We start from the raw sequence: 17924 nt of genomic DNA, 5'->3' as shown, positions 1-17924 counted from the left end.
AGCTCTTACAAAGGAATCAATGATGCTCGGACTCAATGACGCTGCCATTTTTGTGATTCAAACCCTGTGCAGCCTGTATCTGCTGATCGTGCTGCTGCGCTTCATCCTGCAACTGGTGCGGGCGAACTTCTACAACCCGCTCTGCCAGTTCGCCGTGAAAGCCACTCAACCGCTGCTCAAGCCGTTGCGTCGGGTTATCCCGAGCATGTTCGGGCTGGACATGTCGTCGCTGGTACTGGCGCTGATCGTGCAAATGGCGCTGTACGCGGTCATCCTGCTGCTCAGTGGCTACCAGGTCGACGTGCTGTTTCTGGCGCCGTGGGCATTGATTGGTATCTTCGCGCTGTTTTTGAAGATCCTGTTCTGGGCGATGATCATCAGTGTGATTCTGTCCTGGGTTGCTCCGGGCAGCCACAACCCGGGCGCAGAGCTGGTCCAGCAGATCACTGAACCGGTGCTCGCGCCGTTCCGCCGGATCGTGCCGAACCTGGGCGGCCTCGACATCTCGCCGATCTTCGCGTTTATCGCACTGCAGTTGCTGCAAAGCTGGCTGATTCCACGTCTCGCGTACTACGCCCTCATGCCGAAGGAACTGTTCGGCCTGATCTGATGAGCTACTTTCGCTGGGACGGTGATGACCTGATTCTGGAATGTCACCTGCAACCTGCGGCCCGCAGCGATGATTTCTGCGGGCTGCATGGCGATCGCCTGAAGATCCGCCTGACCGCACCGCCCGTTGAAGGCAAGGCCAATGCGTACCTGATGGCGTTTCTGGCCAAGGCGTTCGGGGTTTCCAAGAGTCAGGTGAGTTTGATCAGCGGGGAGCTGAACCGGCAGAAGCGGGTGCGGATTTGCTCGCCGAAGAAGTTGCCGGATTTGCCCGAATTGATCCTACCTTGATCGTTCCCACGCTCCGCGTGGGAATGCAGCCCGGGACGCTCCGCGTCCCTGCCGAAGCGGACGCAGAGCGTCCATTGAGGCATTCCCACGCGGAACGTGGGAACGATCATGGGTCGTCGCTTGCTGCTACGGGCAGCGGTCTTTAGACTTACGCCTCATTTCAATGAGAGCAGGGTCGATGCCAGCTGCCTTCCCCCCGATTCTGTTGGTCTGGTGACGCCGCAAGTGGCGCACTTCAGTGAACCCCTGGCCTTGGCCTGCGGACGTTCGCTGCCCGCTTATGACCTGATCTACGAAACCTACGGCACGCTGAACGCTACGGCGAGCAACGCCGTGCTGATCTGCCACGCCTTGTCCGGTCATCATCACGCTGCCGGCTTCCACAGCCCCGACGACCGCAAACCCGGTTGGTGGGACAGCTGCATCGGCCCCGGCAAGCCGATCGACACCAACAAGTTCTTCGTGGTCAGCCTGAACAACCTCGGCGGCTGCAACGGTTCCACCGGCCCCAGCAGCATCAATCCGGAAACCGGCAAGCCTTTCGGTGCCGACTTCCCGGTACTGACCGTGGAAGACTGGGTGCACAGCCAGGCGCGTCTCGCCGACCTGCTCGGCATCCGTCAATGGGCAGCGGTGATCGGCGGCAGCCTCGGCGGCATGCAGGCCTTGCAGTGGACCATCACCTACCCGGACCGCGTACGGCACTGCCTGGCCATCGCCTCGGCACCGAAACTGTCGGCGCAGAACATCGCATTCAACGAAGTCGCACGCCAGGCGATCCTCACCGACCCGGAGTTCCACGGCGGCTCGTTCCAGGAAGCGGGCGTGATCCCCAAGCGCGGGCTGATGCTGGCGCGGATGGTCGGGCACATCACGTACCTGTCCGACGACTCCATGGGCGAGAAATTCGGTCGCGGCCTGAAGAGCGAAAAGCTCAACTACGACTTCCACAGCGTCGAGTTCCAGGTCGAAAGCTACCTGCGGTATCAGGGCGAGGAGTTTTCCGGACGTTTCGACGCCAACACCTACCTGCTGATGACCAAGGCACTGGACTACTTCGACCCGGCGGCGAACTTCGACGATGACCTGGCGAAAACCTTCGCCAATGCCCAGGCCAGGTTCTGCGTGATGTCCTTCACCACCGACTGGCGCTTCTCCCCTGCCCGCTCGCGGGAACTGGTGGACGCGCTGATGGCGGCCAGGAAAGACGTCTGCTACCTGGAGATCGACGCTCCGCAAGGCCACGATGCCTTCCTGATTCCGATCCCGCGTTATTTGCAGGCCTTCAGCAATTACATGAACCGTATAGCGCTTTGAGGAAGACATGAGAGCCGATCTGGAAATCATCCAGGAATGGATCCCCGCCGGCAGCCGCGTGCTCGACCTCGGTTGCGGTGACGGCGAGCTGCTGACCTGGCTGCGCGACCACAAACAGGTCACCGGCTATGGCCTGGAAAACGACCCGGACAACATTGCCGAGTGCGTGGCCAAGGGCATCAACGTCATCGAGCAGGACCTGGACAAGGGCCTGGGCAACTTCGCCAGCAACAGCTTCGACATCGTGGTCATGACCCAGGCCCTGCAAGCTGTGCACTACCCGGACAAGATCCTCGACGAAATGCTGCGGGTCGGTCGCCAGTGCATCATCACCTTCCCCAACTTCGGTCACTGGCGCTGCCGCTGGTACCTGGCGAGCAAGGGCCGGATGCCGGTTTCGGAGTTTCTGCCATACACCTGGTACAACACGCCGAACATTCACTTCTGCACCTTCGAAGACTTCGAAGCGCTGTGTCGCGAACGTGAAGCCAGGGTCATTGATCGGCTTGCCGTGGATCAACAGCATCGGCATGGGTGGGCCAGTAAGCTATGGCCTAATCTGTTAGGTGAGATCGGTATCTATCGCGTCAGCAGCCCCGGTCTGCCGGACCACAAGGTCGCGGTCTGAATCACGACACTTCGAGGAGAACGATCATGGGTCGTCTAGCGCTGTTTTTACTTACTGCCTGCCTGAGCATTACCACCATGGCCGCCGATGTCATCAAGGGCGAGCGCAAGGAAACCTTTGGCGATGTGACGGTGCATTACAACACCTTCAATTCCACTTTCCTGACACCTGATATCGCCAAAGCGGCCGAGCTGACCCGCAGCAAGAACCAGGGCGTGATCAATATCTCAGTACTCAAGGAAGGTAAACCACAGACGGCTCAGGTCAGCGGCACGGTCAAAGACCTGACCAGCCAAAGTGTTCCGTTGAAGTTCAAACAGATCACCGAAACTGGCGCGGTCTACTACATCGCCGAGTACCCGGTGCCACAGCAGGAAATCCGCACCTTCGACATCAAGGTGCAGACAGGCGATAAAATCAACACCATCAATTTCAACCAAGAGCTTTTCCCCGGCGAATGATGAATTTCACGCAACTCGTACTGGCCAGCCATAACGCCGGCAAACTCAAGGAACTTCAGGCCATGCTCGGCGAATCGGTGCACTTGCGCTCGATCGGCGAGTTCAGCAGCGTCGAGCCTGAAGAAACCGGCCTGTCGTTCGTCGAGAACGCCATTCTCAAGGCCCGCAATGCCTCGCGCATTTCCGGTCTGCCGGCCTTGGCCGACGATTCGGGGCTGGCAGTGGATTTCCTTGGCGGTGCGCCGGGTATCTATTCGGCCCGCTACGCTGACGGTAAAGGCGATGCGGCGAACAACGCCAAACTGCTCGACGTCTTGAAAGACGTGCCCGAAGCCGAGCGCGGCGCGCAGTTCGTCTGTGTGCTGGCGCTGGTGCGTCATGCCGACGATCCGTTGCCGATTCTCTGCGAAGGCCTGTGGCATGGGCGCATCCTGACCCAGGCCAGCGGTGAGCATGGTTTTGGCTACGATCCGCTGTTCTGGGTTCCGGAGCGCGAATGCTCCAGCGCCGAACTGAGCCCGAGCGACAAGAACCAGATCAGCCACCGCGCCCGTGCAATGGATCTGCTGCGCCAGCGTCTGGGACTGAAATGACCCATGACTCGTCCGCGTCGCCGCTGATCTTCGGCGGCGATGCCCAATCGCCTCGGGCCGCGCTCCCCGTGCTGCCTCCCCCTGGCGCTGTACATCCACATCCCGTGGTGTGTGCGCAAATGCCCTTATTGCGACTTCAACTCCCACACCGCCAGCCCCGTGCTGCCGGAAGAAGAATATGTCGACGCCCTGCTGGCCGACCTCGATCAAGACCTGCATGCGGTCTATGGTCGCGAGCTGAGTTCGATCTTCTTCGGTGGCGGTACGCCGAGCCTGTTCAGTGCTGAGGCTCTGGGCCGTTTGCTCAAGGGTGTCGAGCAACGTATTCCGTTTGCCAGCGACATTGAAATCACCCTGGAAGCCAACCCCGGAACGTTCGAACAGGAGAAATTCCGCGCCTACCGGGCGCTGGGCATCAATCGCCTGTCGATCGGCATTCAGAGCTTTCAGGAAGAGAAACTCAAGGCCCTGGGGCGGATTCACAACGGTGACGAAGCGGTACGTGCCGCCGGTATGGCCCGTCAAGCCGGGTTCGACAACTTCAATCTGGACCTGATGCACGGTTTACCCGATCAGTCCCTGGACGACGCCCTGAGCGACCTGCGCCAGGCCATCGCCCTGAAGCCGACGCACCTGTCCTGGTATCAGCTGACCCTGGAGCCGAACACGGTGTTCTGGAACCAGCCGCCGACGCTGCCGGAAGACGACACCCTGTGGGATATTCAGGAGGCCGGTCAGGCACTGTTGGCCGAACACGGTTACGCGCAATACGAAGTCTCGGCCTACGCCCTGCCCGGTCGTCCGGCACGGCATAACCTCAATTACTGGAGTTTCGGCGACTTCATAGGCATCGGCGCCGGCGCCCATGGCAAGCTCAGTCACCCGGACGGGCGCATCGTGCGCACTTGGAAGACCCGCCTGCCGAAGGACTACCTCAACCCGGCCAAGAGCTTCCAGGCCGGCGAGAAAGCCCTGACCAACGAAGAGCTGCCGTTCGAGTTCCTGATGAACGCCTTGCGCCTGACCGAGGGCGTCGAAGCGCGGTTGTATCCGGAGCGCACCGGGCTGCCCCTGGAAAGCCTCGCCGAAGGCCGTCGCGAGGCCGAACAAAGTGGCTTGTTGCAGGTCGAACCGTCACGTCTGGCGGCCACGCTGCGCGGACAACTCTTTCTCAATGACTTGCTGCAGAATTTTCTGACATAAGGAAATCGAATGGATCTGGTACTCGACCTGCTCGCCACCGTGTCCCGCTGGAGCCGTAGCAACCTGTCGGAAATCTCTCTGGCGCTGGTGGGCTGCTTGCTGGTGCTGTTTGGCGCCGACATCAAAGGCTGGGTCGACCAACGCCTGGGCAGCATCGCCGGCGCCTTGCGCGTCCCGCTGATGGCTCTGCTGTGCATGGTCGGCAGCGGCGTGGCGCTGATCTATGCAACGCCATGGATCATTAAAGGCCTGAGCCAGTTCAACAACTACAGCCTGGCGCCGGTGTTGTTGGTGGTGTTGGTATTGATTGGCGTCGTGGCAGACCGCCGCTGATCTCCAAGCACAGCACAAAACAAATGTGGGAGCGGGCTTGCTCGCGAAAGCGGTAGATCACTCAACAGTGATGTTGACTGATACGACGCCTTCGCGAGCAAGCCCGCTCCCACATTTGGTATTGCGTAGGGCTTAGGACTGTTTTTCGAATTTCAAATCCCACACGCCATGCCCAAGACGTTCGCCGCGGCGTTCGAACTTGGTGATTGGGCGTTCTGTCGGGCGCGGGACGCATTTGCCGTCTTCGGCTAGGTTGCGATAGCCCGGCGCGACGTTCATCACTTCCAGCATGTACTCAGCGTACGGCTCCCAATCGGTGGCCATGTGCAACACACCGCCGACCTTCAACTTGCTGCGCACCAGCTCGGCGAACGACGCCTGAACGATACGACGCTTGTGGTGACGGCTCTTGTGCCACGGATCCGGGAAAAACAGCATCAGTCGATCGAGGCTGTTGTCGGCGATGCAACGGTTGAGCACTTCGATCGCATCGCAATCGTAGACGCGCAGGTTGGTCAGGCCCTGAGTCAGCACGCCATTAAGCAGCGCGCCGACACCCGGACGGTGAACCTCAACGCCAATGAAATCCTGCTCCGGCGAGGCCGCGGCCATTTCCAGCAGCGAATGGCCCATGCCGAAGCCGATTTCCAGCGAGCGCGGCGCTGCGCGACCGAACACCTGATCGAAGTCCACCGGCGCATCGGCCAAAGGCAGTACGAACAGCGGCGTACCTTGGTCCAGACCGCGCTGCTGGCCTTCGGTCATGCGCCCGGCGCGCATCACGAAACTCTTGATGCGGCGGTGTTGGCGCTCTTCACCTTCTTCCGTCTGGATAGGCGTGTCGTTTGATTCAGTCATCAGTGGCTCTTACTTGATCAGACCATCCAGCGGCGAGGAGGCGCTGGCATAGAGTTTTTTCGGCATGCGGCCGGCGAGGTAGGCCAAGCGACCTGCAACGATGGCGTGTTTCATGGCTTCAGCCATCATGATCGGCTGCTGGGCATGGGCGATGGCCGAGTTCATCAGCACCGCTTCGCAACCCAGTTCCATGGCGATGGTGGCGTCGGAAGCGGTGCCGACACCGGCATCTACCAGCACGGGAATCTTGGCTTCTTCGAGGATGATCTGCAGGTTGTAAGGGTTGCAGATCCCCAGGCCTGTGCCGATCAGGCCGGCCAGCGGCATGACCGCGATGCAGCCGATTTCCGCCAGTTGACGGGCAATGATCGGGTCATCGCTGGTGTACACCATCACGTCGAAGCCTTCCTTGACCAGCACTTCGGCGGCCTTGAGGGTTTCGATCACGTTAGGGAACAGGGTTTTCTGGTCCGCCAGCACTTCCAGCTTCACCAGGTTGTGGCCGCCGAGCAGCTCACGGGCCAGGCGGCAGGTGCGCACAGCCTCGGTAGCGTCGAAGCAGCCGGCGGTGTTAGGCAGGAAGGTGTAGCGATCCGGCGACAGGACTTCGAGCAGGTTCGGTTCGCCCGGGTTCTGCCCGAGGTTGGTGCGGCGCACGGCGAAGGTCACGATCTCGGCGCCAGAGGCTTCGATGGCCAGGCGGGTTTCTTCCATGTCGCGGTATTTGCCGGTGCCTACCAGCAAACGCGACTGGTAAGTACGACCGGCCAGGACGAAGGGCTTGTCGCTACGAACGATGCTCATGGGAAATCCTCTGTAGGGGTGAGGTTCTTGCAGAATTCTGTGCCCATTAGGGCCGGACGACTAGCCGCCGCCGATGGCATGGACCACTTCGACGGAATCGCCGTCGTTCAGCGTGGTGTCGGCATGTTGACTGCGCGGGACGATATCCAGATTGAGTTCGACCGCCACTCGGCGCCCGGTCAGTTCCAGACGGGTCAGCAGGGCCGCAACGGTTTCACCGTCGGGCAGTTCAAGGGATTCGCCGTTCAATTGAATGCGCATACCGAATGCCGCCATCATTTTTAGGGGCTGGCATTCTAGCCCGATCAGTCAGGCCGACCCAAGCCATTCGTCACGAAATGGACCGCGTGGTCAGCTCAACCGCCAGGCGGCAAGTCCCAGGCAAACCCAGCCGACCAGGAACGCCAGGCCACCGAAGGGCGTAACGATCCCGAGCTTGCTGATGCCCGTTATCGTCAGCAGGTACAGGCTGCCGGAAAACAACAGAATGCCAATAGCAAATGATGCGCCGGCCCAAGTAATCAGTCGACCGGGCATTTGCGTGGCAAGTAGCGCTATACCCAGCAGCGCCAGGGTGTGCACCAGTTGATAGGTGACGCCCGTATGAAAAATCGCCAGGTACTCGGCGCTCAGGCGGCTTTTCAGGCCATGAGCGGCGAATGCGCCCAAGGCGACACCGGTGAAGCCGAAAAAAGCAGCCAGCATCAGGAAGCCACGCAACATGAAGAACTCCAGTCAGACTCGATCAACAGGGTCTGTATAATGGCCGGCTCAACGGGTTCGGCCAAGCCATCTCTATGCTGCGTTTAATTTTCCGTCGTTTCACGAAGGCCCTGCTCTGGTTCGCGGGCGGCAGCGTATTGCTGGTGTTGCTGTTTCGGGTGGTGCCGCCACCGGGAACGGCGCTGATGGTCGAGCGCAAGGTCGAATCCTGGTTCGACGGCGAGCCCATCGACGTGCAACGCACCTGGAAACCCTGGGATGAAATCTCCGACGACCTGAAAGTCGCGGTGATTGCTGGTGAAGATCAGAAGTTTCCCGAGCATTGGGGCTTTGATATCGGCGCGATTCAGGCGGCGTTTGCGCATAACGAACGCGGTGGCTCGATTCGCGGCGCCAGCACCCTGAGCCAGCAAGTGTCGAAGAACCTGTTTCTGTGGTCTGGCCGCAGTTGGCTGCGCAAAGGCCTGGAGGTCTGGTTTACCGGGCTGATCGAGGTGTTCTGGCCCAAGCAGCGGATTCTTGAGGTGTACCTCAACAGCGTCGAGTGGGATGAAGGCGTGTTTGGCGCCGAAGCGGCGGCCCGGCATCACTTTGGTGTGGGCGCTCGCTCGATATCCCGCCAGCAGGCGAGTCTGCTGGCGGCGGTACTGCCGAACCCGCGGGTGTGGAGCGCCAGCCATCCAACCTCTTACGTTGCAAGACGCGCCGGGTGGATTCGCCAGCAGATGAGTCAGTTGGGCGGGGACAGCTATCTGCTCGGCCTCAACGATTCGCGTCGGGCACCTTGGGCTGAGTAACCGAACACGATCTTATGAACACTGAAGCCCCCTGTGGAAACGAGCCTGCTCGCGATAGCGGTGGATCAGTCAACATTTACAGTGTCTGACCTGGCGCTATCGCGAGCAGGCTCGCTCCCACAGGTGTCCGGTGTCAGTTGGACAAACTAGGCACCAACAAAAACGCCCCGATCAATGATCGGGGCGTTTTTTATTGCCGGCGCGCAGGTTATGCGGCGATCGACAACTTGAGCTTGTTCATCGCGCTCTTCTCGAGCTGACGAATACGCTCGGCCGACACGTTGTACTTCTGCGCCAGGTCGTGCAGCGTAGCTTTTTCTTCTGCCAGCCAGCGCTGGTAGAGGATGTCGCGGCTACGGTCGTCCAGCACTTCAAGCGCTTCGTGCAGGTTGTGGTTCGAATTGTCGCTCCAGTCAGCATCTTCCAGTTGACGGGCCGGATCGTACCGGTGGTCTTCCAGATAGTTGGCCGGCGACTGGAATGCACTGTCGTCGTCCGCTTCCGCAGCCGGGTCGAAAGCCATGTCATGGCCGGTCAGGCGACTTTCCATCTCGCGCACTTCCCGCGGCTCTACGCCGAGGCTTTCCGCCACGCGATGGACTTCCTCGTTGTTCAGCCAGGCCAGACGTTTCTTCTGGCTGCGCAGGTTGAAGAACAGCTTGCGCTGAGCCTTGGTGGTCGCGACTTTCACGATCCGCCAGTTGCGCAGGATGAACTCGTGGATTTCCGCCTTGATCCAGTGCACCGCAAAGGACACCAGGCGTACACCCATTTCCGGGTTGAAACGCTTGACCGCTTTCATCAGGCCGACGTTGCCTTCCTGGATCAGGTCAGCCTGGGCCAGGCCGTAGCCGGAATAGCTACGGGCGATATGTACGACAAAACGCAGGTGGGCGAGCACCATCTGCCGAGCCGCCCCCAAATCCTGCTCATAATAGAGACTCTCGGCCAGTTCACGCTCCTGCTCCGGTGTCAGCAATGGAATGCTGTTCACCGTGTGCACATAGGCCTCCAGGTTCGCACCCGGGACCAGAGCATATGCAGGCTGCAAAGAATTGGTCATACGAAAAAACCTCCGACTTACATAACTCGTGCAGTTCAGCACTGCGAAAATTGACCGGAAACCAAAAGGCAAGTTCCCATAAACGCTGAAAGGTCAATACGAGCAAAATGATATTACTTTGGCGCAAGCTCCCGCAGGTGGCGTGCGACTGCAATCCATGCACCGATATACCCCAACAGCACCGCGCCAAGCAAGAGCGATAGACCGTCGGCAACTGGCACTCCGGCCAGCGCAAAATCACTGCCGTACAAACCGGCCAATCCAACCACCGCGTCGTTCAGCCAGTTCAGGCCAAACGCCAATACACCCCAGGACAGAATCCCCGCACCAAAGCCATAAAGCGCGCCCATATACAGAAAGGGCCTGCGCACATAGCTGTCAGTGCCGCCGACGAGTTTAATCACTTCTATCTCTGTGCGGCGGTTTTCAATATGAAGACGAATGGTATTGCCTATCACCAAAAGTAATGCAGAAACCAAAAGCACGGTCAGACCGAAGACAAAACGGTCGCCCAGCTTGAGAATGGCTGCCAGACGCTCGACCCAGACTAGATCAAGTTGCGCCTGTTGTACCTTCGGCAATTCGGAAAGTTTTTGTCTCAATGCTTCAAGCGCGGGCTTGTCGACCTCGTTCGGGGTCACCAGGACCACGCCCGGCAGCGGGTTTTCCGGGAGTTCCTTGAGCGCTTCGCCCAGTCCGGACTGCTGCTGGAACTCTTCCAGCGCCTGATCGCGACCCACGTATTCGGCGTCGGCCACGCCCGGCATGCCCTTGATCTGCTCACGCAACGACTCGCCCTGTTCAGGGCTGGCATCGAGTTGCAGGTACAGGGAAATCTGCGCCGCACGCTGCCAGGAACCACCGAGACGCTCCACGTTGCTTAGCAAAAGTGACAGGCCCATCGGCAAGCTGAGGGCAACTGCCATCACCATGCAGGTAAAAAAGCTGCCGATCGGGTGTTTGCTCAAGCGGCGCAAGCTGTCCAGCAGACTGGCACGATGACTTTCGATCCAGGCGCGGAACAGCGTAGAGAAATCCGGGCCATCGTCATCGTCGCGCTTTTTCTTCTGCTGCTGCGGTTGCGGATCGGCGGCCTTCGGGGCCACGCGCTCGGAAACCTTGGGGCTACGTGTTGCACTCATACGCCAGCCTCCCCGTCGCCGATCAATCGGCCACGCTGCAGGGTCAGCATGCGATGACGCATGCGGGCAATCAGTGCCAGGTCGTGACTGGCGATCAGCACGCTGGTGCCCAGACGGTTGATGTCTTCAAACACGCCCATGATTTCTGCCGCCAGACGCGGGTCAAGGTTACCGGTCGGTTCATCCGCCAGCAGCAAGGCCGGACGGTGAACGATGGCGCGAGCGATGCCGACACGCTGTTGCTGACCGGTGGACAAGTCGCCGGGGTAGAGATCGGTCTTGTCCGAGAGCGCCACGCGCTCCAGGGCTGAGTCCACGCGCTTGGCAACTTCGGCCTTGGACAGGCCAAGGATCTGCAGCGGCAATGCGACGTTGTTGAACACCGTGCGATCGAACAGCAGCTGGTGATTCTGGAACACCACGCCGATTTGCCGACGCAGGAACGGAATCTGCGCATTGCTGATGGTGCTCAGGTCTTGCCCTGCCAGCAGCAATTTGCCAGTGGTCGGACGTTCCATGGCCAACAACAGCCGCAACAAGGTGCTTTTACCGGCGCCGGAATGGCCGGTGACAAACAAGAATTCGCCCCGACGGACTCGAAAGCTCAGCTCATGCAAGCCGACGTGACCATTCGGGTAGCGTTTACCGACCTGTTCGAAACGAATCATGAACGCTCCCGCTCGGCAAACAATGCCTGGACAAAGGGTTCTGCTTCAAAAGTACGCAAATCGTCGATGCCTTCGCCGACGCCGATGTAGCGAATCGGCAAGCCAAACTGCTTGGCCAGGGCGAAAATCACCCCGCCCTTGGCGGTGCCATCGAGTTTGGTCAGCGCCAGGCCGGTCAGTTCGACGGTCTGGTTGAATTGTTTGGCCTGGTTGATGGCGTTCTGGCCGGTACCGGCGTCGAGCACCAACAGCACCTCGTGCGGCGCATCGGTGTCGAGCTTGCCAATCACCCGGCGAACTTTTTTCAGTTCTTCCATCAGGTTGTCTTTGGTGTGCAAACGACCAGCGGTGTCGGCGATCAGCACGTCAATGCCACGGGCCTTGGCGGCCTGCACGGCATCGAAGATGACCGAAGCCGAGTCGGCGCCGGTGTGCTGGGCGATGACCGGGATCTTGTTGCGCTCACCCCAGACCTGCAATTGCTCCACCGCGGCGGCGCGAAAGGTGTCACCGGCGGCGAGCATGACTTTCTTGCCTTCCAGTTGCAGCTTTTTCGCCAGTTTGCCGATGGTGGTGGTCTTGCCGGCGCCGTTGACACCCACCACCAGAATCACGAATGGCTTGTTCTGGGAGGTGATTTTCAGCGGCTGTTCGACGGGCTTGAGCATCGCTGCCAGCTCGGCTTGCAGGGATTTGTACAACGCATCGGCATCGGCCAGTTCTTTGCGGGCGACTTTCTGGGTCAGGCGCTGAATGATCACCGAGGTCGCTTCGACACCGACATCGGCGGTCAGCAGACGGGTTTCGATGTCTTCGAGCAACTCGTCATCGATGATTTTCTTGCCGAGAAACAGGCTGGCCATGCCCTCGCCAATGCTGGCGCTGGTCTTGGACAAGCCTTGTTTGAGACGGGCGAAGAAACCGGCCTTGGTCTCTTCGGTACGCACAGGCTCGACCGGAGTTTCAACGGGCGCAACGGGCGTGGCGACAACCGGAATGATGACCGGTGCAGGTGCAGGTGCAGGTGCAGGCTCTGGCGCTTGAACAATCGGAGCAACCGGAGCAACCGGAGCAGGAGCAACAAATACCGGCACTTCAGGCTTTGGAGCAACTGGCGCAGGCTCAGCCACGAACACAGGTTCAACGACCGGTTCAACCACTGGCGCCTGAACCGGCTCAGGTGCAAACGCGGTCGGGGCCGGAATCGGCGGAGTGATGTGAGCTGCTTGCTCATCTTCGACCAATGCCACCGGTTCTTCCGCCACCGGCAACGTCAGCCACGGCTCGGCGGCAGGCGTCAGCGGCAATGGGGCCACGACTACGGTTTCAGGCGCAGGCGCAGGCTCGATCACGGATTGCAGCACCGGCTCGGCGATCGGCAGGGCAATCGGCGCGGGCACTTCTTCCATGACCGGCGCCGGTGTTGGCTCAGAAAGCGATTGTGGCTGTTCGACAACGGGTTCCTGCGGCTTTTTGCGCAGCCATCCGAACAGGCTTTTCTTCTCGCCAGCCGCAGCTGGGGTCTTCTTGTCGTCGTTGGAACCAAACATGGAGGACGGCTATCTCACGGTAGCGACGCGCCAAAGAGCGCCTCGGCAATAAATAATTCGATGCAGAACAGACTGCGATTCATCCAGCTTGTTCACGCGCAACATTTTGTCGAGGTACCAACGGCACCTCAAAGGTTGATTAATACGAAGGACTGGAACAGCATCGTCGGCGAAAACGCAGAGTTTAGCTGACAAACTCAAAGCCCAAGCCGCAAACCCAAACAACCTATTGACCGATCAAAGGCCTGATAGGCGTGGCCGCCAGTAAAACGGATCAGTATCCTAGCACCCTCTCGCCCGCCGACGCTAAGACCAAGCGGGCAGCCCAACAGGTTTAAAAACGAATGAATGCTCTAGCCCGCCGCGCTGCAGGCCTGCTGTTCAGCACAGTTTGTCTGCCCCTCTCGGCCTTGGCTGCCGATCCACAACCCACCCACGAATTCACCCTCGACAACGGCCTGAAGGTTGTAGTGCGCGAAGACCATCGTGCACCGGTCGTCGTTTCCCAGGTCTGGTACAAGGTCGGCTCAAGCTATGAGACCCCAGGCCAGACCGGGCTGTCCCATGCGCTGGAACACATGATGTTCAAGGGCAGCGAGAAAGTCGGCCCCGGCGAAGCGTCGCTGATCCTGCGCGACCTCGGTGCCGAAGAGAACGCCTTCACCAGCGACGACTTCACCGCGTATTACCAGGTGCTGGCCCGCGACCGCCTGGGCGTGGCCTTCGAGCTGGAAGCCGACCGCATGGCCAACCTGCGCCTGCCGGCCGACGAGTTCACCCGCGAGATCGAGGTGATCAAGGAAGAGCGTCGCCTGCGCACCGACGACAAGCCGATGTCCAAGGCCTACGAACGCTTCATGGCTATGGCCTACCCCGCCAGTGGTTATCACACGCCGACTATCGGCTGGATGGCAGACCTCGACCGTATGAAGGTCGAAGAACTGCGCCATTGGTATCAATCCTGGTATGTGCCGAACAACGCCACCCTGGTGGTGGTCGGTGACGTGACCCCGGACGAAGTCAAAACCCTGGCCCAGCGTTACTTTGGCCCGATCGCCAAGCGTGACGTGCCACCCGCGAAAATCCCGCTGGAACTGGCCGAGCCCGGCGAACGGAAGATCACCCTGCATGTGCAGACCCAATTGCCGAGCCTGATGCTGGCTTTCAACGTGCCGAGCATCGCCACCGCCGAAGACAAGCGTTCGGTTAACGCTCTGCGCCTGATCTCCGCACTGCTCGACGGCGGCTACAGCGGCCGGATCCCGACGCAACTGGAACGCGGCGAAGAGCTGGTGTCCGGCGGCTCGTCGAGCTACGACGCCTACACCCGTGGCGATAGCCTGTTCACTTTGTCGGCCACACCGAACACCCAGAAGAAGAAAACCATGGCCCAAGCGGAAGCCGGCCTGTGGAAACTGCTCGAACAGCTGAAAACCACCGTGCCGTCCGCCGAAGAGCTGGAGCGGGTGCGAGCACAGGTCATTGCCGGCCTGGTCTACGAGCGTGACTCGATCACCAGCCAGGCCACCGCCATCGGCCAACTGGAAACCGTCGGGCTGTCCTGGAAACTGATGGACACCGAACTCGCCGACCTGGAAAGCGTGACCCCGCAAGACATCCAGAAGGCCGCCAAGCTGTATTTCACCCGCGCACGTCTCAGCGTCGCCCATGTACTGCCAGAGGAGACGACTCATGAGTGAGCGTAAAAAACCGCGCCTGGCCCTGATCGGCCTGGTCGTCATTGCATTGCTCGGGTCTGCCGCCTTCTATTTCTCCAAGTCTGACGAAACCAGCGCCAGCGAAGCCCTCGACAAAGCCAAGGCGAGCCAGAAACTACAATCGCTGGCAGAACTCGACGGCAAGGCCCCAAGCCATCGCTCGCTGAACGTGCAGACCTGGAACACCGCCGAAGGCGCCAAGGTGCTGTTCGTCGAAGCCCGTGAGCTGCCGATGTTCGACATGCGCCTGACTTTCGCCGCTGGTAGCAGCCAGGACGGCGATGCATCCGGCCTGGCACTGTTGACCAACGCCATGCTCAACGAAGGTGTGGCTGGCAAAGACGTCGGCGCTATCGCCCAGGGCTTCGAAGGACTGGGGGCCGATTTCGGTAACGGCGCCTATAAAGACATGGCGATTGCCTCGCTGCGCAGTCTCAGTGCCGCGGACAAACGCGAGCCTGCCTTGAAGCTGTTCGCTGAAGTCGTCGGCAAACCGACCTTCCCCGCCGATTCGTTTGCCCGCATCAAGAACCAGATGCTGGCCGGCTTCGAATACCAGAAACAGAACCCCGGCAAACTCGCCAGCCTGGAGCTGATGAACCGCTTGTATGGCGATCACCCGTACGCGCATTCCAGCGACGGCACGGCGAAAAGCATTCCACCGATCACCCTGGCGCAGTTACGGGCCTTCCATCAGAAAGCCTACGCTGCCGGCAACGTGGTGATTGCGCTGGTGGGCGATCTGTCCCGCGCCGAGGCTGAGGCGGTTGCCGCACAAGTGTCCGCCGCTCTGCCCAAAGGGCCGGCCCTGGCGAAAATCGAACAACCGACCGACCCCAAGTCCAGCATCGGCCACATCGAGTTTCCGTCCAAGCAAACCAACCTGATGATCGCGCAACTGGGCATCGACCGTGACGATCCGGATTACGCTGCGCTGTCGCTGGGCAATCAGATCCTTGGCGGCGGTGGCTTCGGCACCCGGTTGATGAGCGAAGTGCGCGAGAAGCGCGGCCTGGCCTATGGCGTGTATTCGGGTTTCAGCCCGATGCAGGCTCGCGGCCCGTTCATGATCAACCTGCAAACCCGCGCCGAGATGAGCGAAGGCACGCTGAAACTGGTGCAGGACGTGCTCGCCGACTACCTTAAAACCGGCCCCACACAGAAAGAACTCGACGACGCCAAGCGCGAACTGGCCGGCAGCTTTCCGCTGTCCACCGCCAGCAACGCCGATATCGTCGGGCAACTCGGCGCCATGGGTTTTTACAACTTGCCGCTGAGCTACCTGGAAGACTTCATGCAACAGTCCCAGAGCCTGACCGTCGAGCAAGTCAAAGCCGCATTGAACAAACACCTGAGCACGGACAAACTGGTCATCGTCAGCGCTGGCCCGACCGTGCCACAAAAGCCTTTGCCGGCCCCCACAGACAAACCTGCCGAGCAACCGCTCGGGGTTCCGGAGCATTAATGGCCCATCCATCGCGTCCAAAAAAACCTGTTCACAACGTGCATAACGGTGTGAATCAACTGCGCATCATCGGCGGTGAATGGGGCAGCCGAAAGCTGAGCTTCCCCGATGCGCCAGGCTTGCGCCCAACGCCGGACCGAGTCCGTGAAACCCTGTTCAACTGGCTCGCGCCTTATGTCGCCGGAGCCAAGGTGCTCGACCCCTTTGCCGGTAGCGGCGCATTGTTTCTCGAGGCTTTGTCCCGTGGAGCAGCAATGGGCCAGGCACTGGATGCCAGCAACATTGCGGTAGCGAGCATCAAGGAACATCTGGGCACCCTGCGCTGCACGACCGGTCAGGTACAGACTGCCGACGCCTTGCGCTATCTGGAAACCCAACCGGCCACGGCATTCGATCTGGTGTTTCTCGACCCGCCGTTTAATCAGAATCTGTTGCCGGCCGTTTGCACTTTGCTCGAAGAGCGTCATTGGCTGAGTGACGATGCGTGGGTCTACACTGAAAGCGAAACGGCACCGTCGATATTGGGTTTGCCAGAAAATTGGCGCCTGCATCGGGAGCAAAAATCCGGACGGGTGTATTACGCGTTGTGGCAACGTATGGCAGGGATCGCCGGTTAGTCCGGCCTGTAAAAACGGTGCGAAGCTCAGTCAGTTAACGCTGCGGGTAAGCACCGCTGCATCGAGAGCAATCGTGTCCCATCTGCCAGAACGCTTCACCCCCGCCTTCACGCCCGCCTACGGCCTGGGCAATCCGCACTTACAAACCCTGTGGGGACCGCTATGGCGCAAAACCACTCACTTGGACCGCGAGCGCGAGCGTTTATGGCTTGAAGACGGGGACTTCCTTGACCTGGACTGGCACGGCCCCCACAGCGCGAATGCGCCGTTGGTGCTGGTGTTGCATGGCCTGACTGGCTCGTCGAATTCGCCTTACGTGGCTGGCCTGCAAAAGACGCTGGGCGCCCAGGGTTGGGCCAGTGTCGCGCTGAACTGGCGAGGCTGCTCCGGCGAGCCCAATCTGTTGCCACGCAGTTACCATTCCGGGGCCAGTGAAGACCTGGCGGAAACCATCAAACACCTGCGAAACCAACGCCCCCTTGCACCGCTGTATGCGGTCGGTTATTCCATGGGCGGTAACGTGTTGCTCAAGCATCTGGGCGAAACCGGCAGCAACAGCGGTGTGCTAGGCGCCGTTGCTGTGTCGGTGCCGTTTCGCCTCGATCACTGCGCCGATCGTATCAGCCAGGGGTTTTCCAAATTCTATCAAGCGCATTTCATGCGAGAGATGGTTGCCTACATCAAGAACAAGCAGCGCAGGTTCCAGCATGAAGGGCATCAGGATGGCCTGGCGGCATTGGAGGCGCTGGGCTCGCTGGAGAATATGCGCACCTTTTGGGATTTCGATGGCCGGGTGACCGCACCGCTGAATGGTTTCGCCGATGCCGCGGATTATTATCGCCGCGCGTCGAGTCGTTATTTCCTCGGAGAGATTCGCACACCAACCCTGATTATCCAGGCGGCCGATGACCCGTTTGTCTTTCCTCATAGCCTGCCGCAAGCCGACGAGTTGTCTGCCTGCACGCAATTCGAGTTGCAGGCCAAGGGCGGACATGTCGGCTTCGTCGAGGGCTCGTTCCGGCAACCGGGTTACTATCTGGAACGGCGCATTCCCCAATGGCTGGCCACCACAGGGCGCAAGTAG

General features: G+C 60.1%; 20 protein-coding genes and 1 pseudogene. 13 read left to right on the top strand and 8 right to left on the bottom strand.

The features are described from left to right. The first annotated feature begins 22 nt into the window (after window positions 1-22). The 8 genes and pseudogenes from AB4O41_RS18745 (at window position 23) to AB4O41_RS18710 (ending at window position 5435) form a co-directional block, all read left to right on the top strand. Window positions 23-610, top strand: coding sequence for a YggT family protein (locus AB4O41_RS18745; protein WP_123357325.1), 588 nt, complete (start codon window positions 23-25; stop codon window positions 608-610). After that, a complete protein-coding gene (locus AB4O41_RS18740) occupies window positions 610-900 on the top strand; it encodes a DUF167 domain-containing protein (RefSeq protein ID WP_460144241.1) in 291 nt (96 codons plus the stop codon). Before AB4O41_RS18745 ends, AB4O41_RS18740 begins: the two co-directional genes overlap by 1 nt. A gap of 178 nt (window positions 901-1078) precedes the next feature. After that, a pseudogene (metX, locus tag AB4O41_RS18735) lies at window positions 1079-2217 on the top strand (homoserine O-succinyltransferase MetX). 7 nt (window positions 2218-2224) lie between these two features. After that, window positions 2225-2845 (top strand): methionine biosynthesis protein MetW, encoded by a 621-nt coding sequence (metW, locus tag AB4O41_RS18730; RefSeq protein WP_105340807.1) that lies wholly within the window; start codon window positions 2225-2227, stop codon window positions 2843-2845. A 26-nt stretch (window positions 2846-2871) separates the two neighbouring features. Then, a complete protein-coding gene (locus AB4O41_RS18725; protein ID WP_460144240.1) occupies window positions 2872-3306 on the top strand; it encodes a DUF4426 domain-containing protein in 435 nt (144 codons plus the stop codon). Continuing rightward, a complete protein-coding gene (rdgB, locus tag AB4O41_RS18720) occupies window positions 3303-3899 on the top strand; it encodes an RdgB/HAM1 family non-canonical purine NTP pyrophosphatase (RefSeq protein ID WP_123500249.1) in 597 nt (198 codons plus the stop codon). Before AB4O41_RS18725 ends, rdgB begins: the two co-directional genes overlap by 4 nt. 39 nt (window positions 3900-3938) lie before the next feature. After that, window positions 3939-5102 (top strand): radical SAM family heme chaperone HemW, encoded by a 1164-nt coding sequence (gene hemW / locus AB4O41_RS18715; protein WP_460144239.1) that lies wholly within the window; start codon window positions 3939-3941, stop codon window positions 5100-5102. Between the two features lie 9 nt (window positions 5103-5111). Then, window positions 5112-5435, top strand: a complete 324-nt coding sequence (locus AB4O41_RS18710) for a DUF3392 domain-containing protein (RefSeq protein WP_007897907.1) — start codon at window positions 5112-5114, stop codon at window positions 5433-5435. A 132-nt stretch (window positions 5436-5567) separates the two neighbouring features. Here AB4O41_RS18710 and trmB read toward each other — a convergent pair whose 3' ends face one another. The 4 genes from trmB to AB4O41_RS18690 all read right to left on the bottom strand — a co-directional run bounded on the left by trmB (window position 5568) and on the right by AB4O41_RS18690 (window position 7820). Further along, window positions 5568-6293 carry a tRNA (guanosine(46)-N7)-methyltransferase TrmB gene (gene trmB, locus AB4O41_RS18705; RefSeq protein WP_460144238.1) on the bottom strand — a complete coding sequence of 242 codons (726 nt, stop codon included), beginning with the start codon at window positions 6291-6293 and terminating at the stop codon, window positions 5568-5570. 9 nt (window positions 6294-6302) lie between these two features. Next, on the bottom strand, window positions 6303-7097 hold the full coding sequence (locus AB4O41_RS18700) for a thiazole synthase (RefSeq protein WP_007897902.1): 795 nt from the start codon (window positions 7095-7097) through the stop codon (window positions 6303-6305). A gap of 60 nt (window positions 7098-7157) precedes the next feature. Continuing rightward, entirely contained in the window at window positions 7158-7358 is a 201-nt protein-coding gene (gene thiS / locus AB4O41_RS18695) for a sulfur carrier protein ThiS (protein WP_008026157.1), read from the bottom strand. 90 nt (window positions 7359-7448) lie between these two features. Next, window positions 7449-7820 carry a DUF423 domain-containing protein gene (locus AB4O41_RS18690; RefSeq protein ID WP_460144237.1) on the bottom strand — a complete coding sequence of 124 codons (372 nt, stop codon included), beginning with the start codon at window positions 7818-7820 and terminating at the stop codon, window positions 7449-7451. A gap of 74 nt (window positions 7821-7894) precedes the next feature. Between AB4O41_RS18690 and mtgA the strand changes: the two genes are divergently transcribed. After that, on the top strand, window positions 7895-8617 hold the full coding sequence (mtgA, locus tag AB4O41_RS18685) for a monofunctional biosynthetic peptidoglycan transglycosylase (protein ID WP_460144236.1): 723 nt from the start codon (window positions 7895-7897) through the stop codon (window positions 8615-8617). Between the two features lie 208 nt (window positions 8618-8825). Here mtgA and rpoH read toward each other — a convergent pair whose 3' ends face one another. From rpoH to ftsY, 4 genes are all read right to left on the bottom strand, one after another. Beyond that, on the bottom strand, window positions 8826-9680 hold the full coding sequence (rpoH, locus tag AB4O41_RS18680; RefSeq protein WP_007897890.1) for an RNA polymerase sigma factor RpoH: 855 nt from the start codon (window positions 9678-9680) through the stop codon (window positions 8826-8828). A 113-nt stretch (window positions 9681-9793) separates the two neighbouring features. Beyond that, window positions 9794-10822 carry a permease-like cell division protein FtsX gene (gene ftsX, locus AB4O41_RS18675; RefSeq protein WP_460144235.1) on the bottom strand — a complete coding sequence of 343 codons (1029 nt, stop codon included), beginning with the start codon at window positions 10820-10822 and terminating at the stop codon, window positions 9794-9796. Further along, the gene (gene ftsE, locus AB4O41_RS18670) at window positions 10819-11490 is read right to left on the bottom strand and encodes a cell division ATP-binding protein FtsE (RefSeq protein ID WP_007897888.1); all 672 of its coding nucleotides are present in this window, start codon (window positions 11488-11490) and stop codon (window positions 10819-10821) included. The genes ftsX and ftsE overlap by 4 nt, the downstream gene beginning before the upstream one ends. Next, window positions 11487-13040: a signal recognition particle-docking protein FtsY gene (ftsY, locus tag AB4O41_RS18665; protein WP_460144234.1), complete on the bottom strand. Its 1554-nt coding sequence runs from the start codon at window positions 13038-13040 to the stop codon at window positions 11487-11489. The genes ftsE and ftsY overlap by 4 nt, the downstream gene beginning before the upstream one ends. A gap of 344 nt (window positions 13041-13384) precedes the next feature. Between ftsY and AB4O41_RS18660 the strand changes: the two genes are divergently transcribed. From AB4O41_RS18660 to AB4O41_RS18645, 4 genes are all read left to right on the top strand, one after another. Next, entirely contained in the window at window positions 13385-14740 is a 1356-nt protein-coding gene (locus AB4O41_RS18660; RefSeq protein ID WP_460144233.1) for a M16 family metallopeptidase, read from the top strand. Beyond that, window positions 14733-16223, top strand: coding sequence for a M16 family metallopeptidase (locus tag AB4O41_RS18655; RefSeq protein ID WP_460144232.1), 1491 nt, complete (start codon window positions 14733-14735; stop codon window positions 16221-16223). The genes AB4O41_RS18660 and AB4O41_RS18655 overlap by 8 nt, the downstream gene beginning before the upstream one ends. Next, on the top strand, window positions 16223-16840 hold the full coding sequence (gene rsmD / locus AB4O41_RS18650) for a 16S rRNA (guanine(966)-N(2))-methyltransferase RsmD (protein WP_454188090.1): 618 nt from the start codon (window positions 16223-16225) through the stop codon (window positions 16838-16840). The genes AB4O41_RS18655 and rsmD overlap by 1 nt, the downstream gene beginning before the upstream one ends. A 73-nt stretch (window positions 16841-16913) precedes the next feature. After that, window positions 16914-17924, top strand: coding sequence for a hydrolase (locus tag AB4O41_RS18645; protein ID WP_460144231.1), 1011 nt, complete (start codon window positions 16914-16916; stop codon window positions 17922-17924).

Source organism: Pseudomonas sp. S2_A02 (genome assembly GCF_054668495.1).
This window is presented reverse-complemented; position numbering and strand designations above follow the sequence as displayed.

Excerpts from the sequence above, each read along its gene's own strand:
- AB4O41_RS18745 (WP_123357325.1), top strand. The coding sequence starts at position 23 with ATGCTCGGACTCAATGACGCTGCCATTTTTGTGATTCAAACCCTGTGC.
- AB4O41_RS18740 (WP_460144241.1), top strand. The coding sequence starts at position 610 with ATGAGCTACTTTCGCTGGGACGGTGATGACCTGATTCTGGAATGTCAC.
- metW (WP_105340807.1), top strand. The coding sequence starts at position 2,225 with ATGAGAGCCGATCTGGAAATCATCCAGGAATGGATCCCCGCCGGCAGC.
- AB4O41_RS18725 (WP_460144240.1), top strand. The coding sequence starts at position 2,872 with ATGGGTCGTCTAGCGCTGTTTTTACTTACTGCCTGCCTGAGCATTACC.
- rdgB (WP_123500249.1), top strand. The coding sequence starts at position 3,303 with ATGATGAATTTCACGCAACTCGTACTGGCCAGCCATAACGCCGGCAAA.
- hemW (WP_460144239.1), top strand. The coding sequence starts at position 3,939 with ATGCCCAATCGCCTCGGGCCGCGCTCCCCGTGCTGCCTCCCCCTGGCG.
- AB4O41_RS18710 (WP_007897907.1), top strand. The coding sequence starts at position 5,112 with ATGGATCTGGTACTCGACCTGCTCGCCACCGTGTCCCGCTGGAGCCGT.
- trmB (WP_460144238.1), bottom strand. The coding sequence starts at position 6,293 with ATGACTGAATCAAACGACACGCCTATCCAGACGGAAGAAGGTGAAGAG.
- AB4O41_RS18700 (WP_007897902.1), bottom strand. The coding sequence starts at position 7,097 with ATGAGCATCGTTCGTAGCGACAAGCCCTTCGTCCTGGCCGGTCGTACT.
- thiS (WP_008026157.1), bottom strand. The coding sequence starts at position 7,358 with ATGCGCATTCAATTGAACGGCGAATCCCTTGAACTGCCCGACGGTGAA.
- AB4O41_RS18690 (WP_460144237.1), bottom strand. The coding sequence starts at position 7,820 with ATGTTGCGTGGCTTCCTGATGCTGGCTGCTTTTTTCGGCTTCACCGGT.
- mtgA (WP_460144236.1), top strand. The coding sequence starts at position 7,895 with ATGCTGCGTTTAATTTTCCGTCGTTTCACGAAGGCCCTGCTCTGGTTC.
- rpoH (WP_007897890.1), bottom strand. The coding sequence starts at position 9,680 with ATGACCAATTCTTTGCAGCCTGCATATGCTCTGGTCCCGGGTGCGAAC.
- ftsX (WP_460144235.1), bottom strand. The coding sequence starts at position 10,822 with ATGAGTGCAACACGTAGCCCCAAGGTTTCCGAGCGCGTGGCCCCGAAG.
- ftsE (WP_007897888.1), bottom strand. The coding sequence starts at position 11,490 with ATGATTCGTTTCGAACAGGTCGGTAAACGCTACCCGAATGGTCACGTC.
- ftsY (WP_460144234.1), bottom strand. The coding sequence starts at position 13,040 with ATGTTTGGTTCCAACGACGACAAGAAGACCCCAGCTGCGGCTGGCGAG.
- AB4O41_RS18660 (WP_460144233.1), top strand. The coding sequence starts at position 13,385 with ATGAATGCTCTAGCCCGCCGCGCTGCAGGCCTGCTGTTCAGCACAGTT.
- AB4O41_RS18655 (WP_460144232.1), top strand. The coding sequence starts at position 14,733 with ATGAGTGAGCGTAAAAAACCGCGCCTGGCCCTGATCGGCCTGGTCGTC.
- rsmD (WP_454188090.1), top strand. The coding sequence starts at position 16,223 with ATGGCCCATCCATCGCGTCCAAAAAAACCTGTTCACAACGTGCATAAC.